Source organism: Candidatus Omnitrophota bacterium (assembly GCA_041653595.1).
GTDB lineage: Bacteria > Omnitrophota > Gorgyraeia > Pluralincolimonadales > Pluralincolimonadaceae > Pluralincolimonas.
Map to the genome: position 1 here is coordinate 1 of JBAZFB010000036.1, position 6,544 is coordinate 6,544.

A 6,544-nucleotide genomic window follows, 5' to 3' on the forward strand; every position below is an offset into this window, starting at 1 on the left:
AAGCACATGGTAATGGCGGCGGTCAATGTCATCTTGCCGTGGTCTACGTGGCCTATTGTGCCTACGTTAACGTGGGGCTTATTGCGTAAAAATTTTTCCTTTGCCATTGGATTCCTCCTTTTAGGTTCCTCGCATACCTAAGCAATCTTTTTCACTGGAGCTGCTGATCGGGATCGAACCGATGACCCCGTCCTTACCAAGGACGTGCTCTACCAACTGAGCTACAGCAGCGCAAGCCTTCCGGCGTGCACTTCGGGTCGTTCTTTTGAGTTTTCAAGCATAAAAGCAAAAAACGCAAAAAATCCACCCCCCGGTAATTTACCGCTTTTACCGTAAAAACATGTGGATTATTTGTTGAACTATACGCTTTTAGACGTAGGGCTAAAGTATAGCAGGATTTATTTTTTTGTCAAGAATTTTTTTACGTTATTTTTTATTTTCTCTTCTTTAATAACACTACTGCCGAAATCACCGCTATGGCTATGATAATTACCGTTACGACAGCGCCCAGCCGGCCTTTAAATATGGCGTTATATCCTACGGATAGATGGGCTCCCTCGTCCTCGGTCAAAAGGAGTTTCGAAAAACGGAATGCCTTCCCGACCTGCGGCACATCTATCTTTATCGGGAGCACCCCTTTCTGGCTCGCCTTATCGAGCACCTCTCTCTCTACTCTCACCTGCTGTTGCGCCATATCGAATGAATTCATATATTCGGCCTTCTCTTCTACCGAGCCCGAAACTTTAATATTCTGGACTCCGTTCCTCTCTCTCAACGTCGAACTTAACGAAAACAGCTCGATACTCTCTTCCGCCTTTCTTATATCGCCTCCGAATCCGAAATAATTAAGGTCCTTCGGGAGAAATACCGACCAATAGGCGACGTTCGTCGGGATATCCGCCTTGGGGAGATCGAGCGATAACTTTCCGATGAATCCCAATTTGGCGCCTCTCTCGAGATATACTATCTCGACGGGTATCTGCGAAAGTCCCTCGCCCCTTAATTTTGATTTCTCCAGCGGGATGAGCACGTGGCCTTCTTTATCCTTCGCCGGCTTAACGGGAACTCCGGACACGGAAGCGCTCCAAAGCGTAGCGTCAGCGGGCAATGTGAGTTTAAGGAATTGTTTTACGTTATTGCGCAGCTGGAAGACGGCCTTTGTAAGGCTCTTGCCTTCATCCGTGATCAGCGTCACATAATTGGCCTGATCTATCGCGGCGACGAGCACGGGGATCTCTTCATGCTTCGTGACCTCGACCTGGATATCGTAATCATCGTTCAAGTATTTGAACGCGAGAAGAATCGGGTTGGCGCTCCTGTCCCAGATTGACGGCGGAAGTTCTTTTACGTCTATGGCGGAGGCCTTCTGGAGTTTATTGACCTTGAGCTCGACGTTGCTCATCGACGCGATGCCTATGAAACCCTTGTTCCTTTCGACGCCGACCGGCCTAATCGCCGGAAGCTGCGCCACGATCGAACCTTCCCCTATCGGCTGCTCACTTATGAACTCGATATTGTAATTCCCTTTTACGCCGTACTTCAGGTAGACGTCGAGCAGCTGGTGTCCGGATTCTTTTGTAACCTTCCAGTCACGCAGGTCGCCCGCCCTTACTTCCAGGACGGTCACGTCCTCGGGTATCTCGACGCGCATAGCCGATATCTCAGCCTGGAGGATGGAATAACCTATTACCGTATTGCAGCGAAGCACACCTTCGCCGACCGAGAAGAAATTATTTACCGTAGAATAGACCTTGGGCTCCAATTTCACGTGCGCTATCGTTTCTTTAGGCAGGGCCTTTGTCCAGCGCACGAGGATATTATTCGTCATCGGCATGATCGCCCAGGCAACGGTCTTGTCCTTCTCTTCCTTTGTCTCGGTCTTTATCGAAGGTTCGATGAACACGTCGGTCCGCGTCTCCGCTATAGTGAATTCGAACTCCGACACGGGAGCGGGCATCATCTCGACATTGAACTGGCCCGGGCCCTCTTCGCGTTCCCTGTTGACCTTAATAAGGTATTCGAGGTCGAGCCTGTATTTTCCGGGCTTATCCACGATAAGCATATATTTGTTGCCTTCGGCCATCACATATGACGCGCCGCGGTTTACGCTGACTTCTATAAGGCCGACGCCGTCTTTCCTTACAATGGGTATCTTTACCGTCCCTTTTCCGAAGACCTCAAAGTTTACCTCGCCTTTGACATCGGCGATATCCTCTTCAAGTGAGGCGTTATATTTTGTCGAATAGACGGCGTATGTGGCGGATTGGGATATCTGTCCGGGATTAACAGACTTATATCTCTTCATATCCTCGCCGGCTGAGATCTCGTCCGTTTCCTTGTTGGCCCAGACGGCTTGATTCTGTAATTGTATATTTCTGGTGCCTATCTTGCCGCCGTATTTATCCTTTGCCGCTGCTAATGCCGCGGTCGCGGATACTAGTAATGTTATGCATAACGCCGCCGCAAATAAACGCCTCATTTTCATTCTCCTTTTTACCAGGTATACTTTGCCGTGTAGGTGACCTTGGCTTGCCCGTTCTTCGGGACCTTGACCACGTATTCTATAGTAGAAGCATCTTTCTTCTCGAAATTCATGGACGTAGCGGTTATCTCCCAGCCTGTGTATCTCCACAGCTTCTCGACCACCCTTACTTCCACGTCCTGTTCCTTGTGGTTGCGAAGGACTATTTCGAAGGATTCCCGGGCGGTGCGGTACTCGGTCTTGAAATCCTTACGGGTCCTTTCGCCCACTACATCGAATGCATTCCCTATATATAGGCGTATTTTCTCGTCCTTCGGTGTGTGCTCTATGGCGTCTTCACCGATGAACTGCAGGGATCCGTCGGTATCTTTCTTGTAGACCTTTACCTTGCCCTGCGGAAGCGGCATACCGAGGTTGTTGGCTTTGCTGTTGACCACTTCCAGCTCTACCCTGGTATTCTCTTTCAGCGTCTCATCCCTGTCCGAATAATACCACCAGCTGTTGTTGCCCTTCGAAGGGTCGAATATCAGCTCTTTCTTTACCGAAACGCCGGACGAATTTATCAACGATATCTGCTTGTTCTGATTGTTCTTTATCGTGGCGGGGCGTTGCAAGGTATACATATGATATTCAAAGAACGATTTCTCCTCGAACTGCGGGGCGCTTGACGCCTTCGCTTCCATCAGCATCATCTTGTCGGCGCGGAGGCCGCCTACCGCGTATGCGCGTTTTATTTCACCGGCTATCAGTTTTATCTTCGCGTCTTTATATGTAGTACCGCAATTATTAGTAATGCTGACCCAACCGTCGAGGTCCAGGCTCTTGTCGTCCTTGTCGAGGACCGTGACGTATTCGCAGTTCCAGTTGATGCCGTTGGTAAGATAAGATACCTCGGTGAGGTGCTTCATCTTCTTGTCGCTGTTGATCAGCCAGATGAGAGTCGGCTTCGTGATAAGGCCTTCGGGAAGTTTATCGAAAGATATCTGTTTGATGTTATCCGGGCGAGCGACCATAGCAAGGCCGTCCTTCGTCTGGATGACCAGCTGGCTGTCATCGTAGCTTAACAGCGTGCCTTCGTAGACATCCCCTTCTTTTGTCACGACCTTAATCGGCTTGTCTATGTATTTAAAGAGGAGCTTGCCGGCGTTGACCAGGTCGTATTCGTAATTCTGTTCGAGAATGCCGCATGAGGCCGGGGCCGAGAGCGAGGTGAAATGCACGGACGTGGGCTCTATGAGCGCGGCCACATCTTTGAACTCTATCCTGTTTATGCCTTTATCGAGGTCGAAATAGCGCTGGTCCTTGACCAACGCGAAATTCTGGTTGTAGATGGTGACTTCTACGGATTCCTGGGCCAAGGCTGAGGAAGCGAACAACAGCGAAAGTACGGCTAAGGCAAGCTTTTTCATTTGGAACCTCCTTTTACCCAATTAGACAAGGAAGGCGGTAAAAAGTTCCCGGAAATTATTTCGAAGAAAACTTCTTTTCCGCCTCTTTGATCAGTTTCTGGTAATCGGCAGCTTCACCGTATCCCGTGCGCGATACCAGCATTGTGCCGTCAGGCCTCGCTATGACTACGAATGGCAGGGTTTTTCCTCCTACAGAATATCGTTTGAAAAAATCGGTATTTTGCTTTTTATTATCACAGTTGATGTCGGCGATGATATACCGGTCGGCTTTCAAATTTACGGCGTTTGTCCTTATCATTTTTTTCAGGTGCTGGCAGTTGGTGCAGGCCTCGCGGCCTAAAATGACGAATATCATCTTGCGGTTAGCTTTCGCCCTGGAGGCCGCCTGTTCGAGATCGTTTTCCCAGGCAAAGGCGTGGGAGAATGTGAAGGTCAATGCCAGGCTTGCCAAGAATATCTTGAGAAGCTTTTTCATTTGGAACCTCCTTTTATTTTACGCCTTGGCGATCGTCCAAATGCCGATTATCACGAACCCTATGCCGGCGACCCAGGAGAGATGTTTCGGCTCCACGTATTTCCCCAAGGTATTCCCAACTAATACGGCTATCCCTGACGCGAATACAAGCGCGGACGCCGAAGCCAGGAATACCATTAATCTTGAATTCTGCGCATTTGTCGCGAAGAGCATAGTCGCAAGCTGTGTCTTGTCCCCGAGCTCTGCGAGTAACACCGTCGTAAATATCGTAAAAAATATTCTTAGGTCCATCCTATGGCCTCCTTGGTATATTTTATGATTAGCTACGTCTATATGCGGGGATCATGGAGCGGGCGAGGAGAATCGAACTCCCGTGAACAGCTTGGAAGGCTGCCGTTCTACCATTGAACTACGCCCGCAACGATTTCGGACACTGCTTGCAATCGTTTCGGCGTACGGCAATCGCCGAAATCGTTGTAAGGGAAGAAACTACGTTTCTCCCCTTACAATTCCCCTCTTCCTAAGAGGAAAAAACGTTTACAACAAAATGGTGGGCAGAGGAGGACTTGAACCTCCGAAGGCATAGCCATCAGATTTACAGTCTGACCCCTTTGACCGCTCGGGAATCTGCCCAAATTATCAAATGGAGCTGGCGAAGGGATTTGAACCCCCGACCCGCGGTTTACAAAACCGCCGCTCTACCAACTGAGCTACGCCAGCAACGATTTCGGAAACTGCTCCCTCTTCCTAAGAGGAAGAGAGCTTCTTAATTGCAGCCGGTATTTTATCTAATAAATCCGAGGCGAGCATGCTGACCTCGCCTTTATCTTTTGCCGCCAGGTCGCCCGCGAGCCCATGCAGGTATACGCCGAGCTTCGCCGAGTCAAAAGGCCTTATGCCCTGCCCGATGAACGACGCGATCATGCCGGTAAGCACATCTCCTGTACCGCCCTTGGCCATGCCGGGATTTCCCGTGGAATTGACATATCTCCTTCCGCCAGGAGCGGCCACGACCGTGCGGTGGCCCTTCAAAACGCAGACCACATTATACTTATTCGCGAACTCTTTTGCAACTTTTTCTTTAGCCGCCGAAACCTTTTTCACGCTCAACCCGGCCAACCTCGACATCTCACCGGGATGGGGCGTGACAACAACAGGCGCTTTGGCGCGCCTGAGCAGCTCCGCCCTGCCCTCAAGCGCGTTTAAACCGTCCGCATCGAGGACTACCGGTCCTTTTAAGGCGATTATAAGCTTCCTTACAAGCCGCTGCGTGCCCGGGTTACGCGACAAACCGGGCCCTATAGCCAGGCAATCGGCCTTATCGGCAAATTTCATGATCCCCGCATAGGCCTTTTCGCTTAACGTACCGCCGCGTGTCTCCGGCAGGGGCTTAGTCATTACCTCGGTGAGCTTCCTTGCCATGATAGGATTGAGGCTTCTCGCTATCCCCAGCGTCACAAGCCCGCTTCCCGAGAGCAGCGCCGCCCGGGAGCAGAGGGCTGCCGCGCCGGTAAATCCCGGCGAGCCGGCCAGGACAAAGACGCGGCCATAGTCGCCTTTGTTGGAATCGGCTTTTCTTTTCGGGATTTTCATCATTTTAATAATATGCAGTTGCCGACCGCGTAATTTTTGGTATGCGAAAGGCTGACGACGGCCTTCTTGACCCCGCGCTTTGTCATTAGCCTTTTTGCGGTGCCTCTGAGGACTACCAGGGGTTTTCCGTGCTTATCGTTTATTATCTCCACGTCGGTCCAGGCGATGGGGTTATTCCCGTCGCCTCCGAAGGCCTTGTACACGGCCTCTTTCGCGGCGAACCGGGCCGCAAGATGCTGCTCGGGCGAGACTCTTCTCCTGCAGTAGGCAAGCTCACGCTTGGTAAATATCTTATCGAGGAACCGGGCCCCGAACTTCTTGGCGGCGGCTTTTATCCTCTTGACTTCGACTATATCTACCCCGAATCCTTCTATCATCTTATCAGCGCAATCATCTCCTTTACTGCTTTATCGAGCCCGGTGAAGACGGCACGCGAGATTATCGAGTGGCCGATATTGAGCTCCTCTATCCCTTTTATCCGCGCGACATCGCGGACATTATTGTAATTGAGCCCGTGACCCGCGTTCACCCCAAGGCCTAACGAGAGCGCGTATCCGGCCGCCTCTGTAAGCTTCCTGAGCTGCG

The 6,544-nt window shown here is 50.9% G+C and carries 8 protein-coding genes and 4 tRNA genes; all 12 read right to left on the bottom strand.

The genetic code is table 11. The annotated features are described in order from the left end of the window. Window positions 1–107 (bottom strand): GTP-binding protein (locus WC317_08080; GenBank protein MFA5340084.1); only part of this gene is annotated, 107 nt, incomplete at its 3' end. Window positions 108–155: 48 nt separating this feature from the next. Further along, window positions 156–231: transfer RNA gene (locus WC317_08085), tRNA-Thr, on the bottom strand. A 202-nt stretch (window positions 232–433) separates the two neighbouring features. Continuing rightward, entirely contained in the window at window positions 434–2,479 is a 2,046-nt protein-coding gene (locus tag WC317_08090; protein ID MFA5340085.1) for a hypothetical protein, read from the bottom strand. A gap of 14 nt (window positions 2,480–2,493) precedes the next feature. After that, complete coding sequence (locus WC317_08095; GenBank protein MFA5340086.1) at window positions 2,494–3,891, bottom strand: DUF4139 domain-containing protein; 1,398 nt, start codon at window positions 3,889–3,891, stop codon at window positions 2,494–2,496. Between the two features lie 55 nt (window positions 3,892–3,946). Next, the gene (locus tag WC317_08100; GenBank protein ID MFA5340087.1) at window positions 3,947–4,366 is read right to left on the bottom strand and encodes a thioredoxin family protein; all 420 of its coding nucleotides are present in this window, start codon (window positions 4,364–4,366) and stop codon (window positions 3,947–3,949) included. Window positions 4,367–4,384: 18 nt separating this feature from the next. Then, complete coding sequence (locus WC317_08105) at window positions 4,385–4,657, bottom strand: TMEM165/GDT1 family protein (GenBank protein ID MFA5340088.1); 273 nt, start codon at window positions 4,655–4,657, stop codon at window positions 4,385–4,387. Between the two features lie 54 nt (window positions 4,658–4,711). Further along, window positions 4,712–4,785: transfer RNA gene (locus tag WC317_08110), tRNA-Gly, on the bottom strand. Between the two features lie 129 nt (window positions 4,786–4,914). Then, window positions 4,915–4,999: transfer RNA gene (locus WC317_08115), tRNA-Tyr, on the bottom strand. An 11-nt stretch (window positions 5,000–5,010) separates the two neighbouring features. Continuing rightward, window positions 5,011–5,086: transfer RNA gene (locus WC317_08120), tRNA-Thr, on the bottom strand. A gap of 27 nt (window positions 5,087–5,113) precedes the next feature. Continuing rightward, window positions 5,114–5,962, bottom strand: coding sequence for an NAD(P)H-hydrate dehydratase (locus WC317_08125; protein ID MFA5340089.1), 849 nt, complete (start codon window positions 5,960–5,962; stop codon window positions 5,114–5,116). Further along, entirely contained in the window at window positions 5,959–6,336 is a 378-nt protein-coding gene (gene acpS / locus WC317_08130) for a holo-ACP synthase (protein MFA5340090.1), read from the bottom strand. Before acpS ends, WC317_08125 begins: the two co-directional genes overlap by 4 nt. After that, the coding region (locus WC317_08135) for a pyridoxine 5'-phosphate synthase (protein MFA5340091.1) at window positions 6,333–6,544 on the bottom strand (212 nt) is incomplete at its 5' end. The genes WC317_08135 and acpS, both read right to left, overlap by 4 nt.